The organism is Oleiphilus sp. HI0117 (assembly GCF_001635235.1).
This window is the reverse complement of record NZ_LWGA01000124.1, coordinates 1-1,027: the sequence shown is the minus strand read 5'-3', so window position 1 is coordinate 1,027 and position 1,027 is coordinate 1. Positions and strand designations below refer to the sequence as shown.

Genomic DNA, 1,027 nt, shown 5'->3' with positions numbered 1-1,027 from the left:
TTTTAGCGAAATCTAAAGAGGCCGCTTCTCAACACAATGAAAGAATCAATCAAGCACAACGTTATAAAGACTATGGCATTGGTTCAGTAGAGCAAATTGATAGGCAAATTGATCATCAGAGAGAAATGATCGATAAGTACGAAGCTTTTGTTAAGGAACATCGAGCGTCACTGGATATTGACGAAAAAAGTTATGAAGATTTACAACAAGAAATGGATTCTAAACAGATGCTTTTTGATCAAGTGCAGGAGCATAGATATAGCTTGAATCAATTTAGACAAGAAGAGGAATGGATGAACGCGTTAAAAAAAGAAGGAAGCATTAGGAAATCAATGATTGCGCTAAAGTCTAAAGTTTCAAAAGCAAAATTTGAAGTCACCTCTTCCAAGTCAAGTATTCGAAGTGTTACCGAAAAAATAGATAAAGCTCACAAAAAAATAGAAGAGCTTCAGAGCATCCGCGATGTGATGAGCAAAGAAGAGGCTGGCCCAAATAACGTTTTGACTCCTTTAGGTCTAAACCTAGAGAGTGCTTGTGCTCGTGCTGAGAGGTTTATCGATACCTTGTGAATTTATTAACCAGACCATTTTTGTTGTGAAGACTTTATGAGTAGAAAAGAAGATTTATCATCACTCGTTTCTGAGAATGGACAGAACATTAAACAGGGTGAAGATGTCACTAGAAAAATCGAAAATCTTGAGCATGCAAACGAAACTAACAGTTCGATATCTGATATATCAAAGTTAATTCCTGTTGTTTCTGCCGAAATAAATAAGGAACTCAAGTCTCTTTCCGAGCAGGAAAGAATGAGAGTTTTTAAACAACTCGTTCATGAGCTTAAGTTTATAGATGTTTGTGGCCTGGAAGATCCGGGTCTTGGTTTTTTGCTGGCCATGCTTCAAGTACCCATCATCCAGAGAGGCGTTAGTCTCTACTATGGTCGACCCTCCTTTCTCTTGCATGAGGGTTCCGCTATCGCAGCGCAGAGAAAACTGTTGCTTGAGAGTGTCACGCTTAAACCACCTGG

General features: G+C 38.8%; 2 protein-coding genes. Both read left to right on the top strand.

The features are described 5' to 3' along the window. Positions 1-569 (top strand): hypothetical protein (locus tag A3757_RS26090; protein ID WP_197469646.1); only part of this gene is annotated, 569 nt, incomplete at its 5' end. A gap of 36 nt (positions 570-605) precedes the next feature. Further along, positions 606-1,027 (top strand): hypothetical protein (locus tag A3757_RS01740; protein WP_156506098.1); only part of this gene is annotated, 422 nt, incomplete at its 3' end.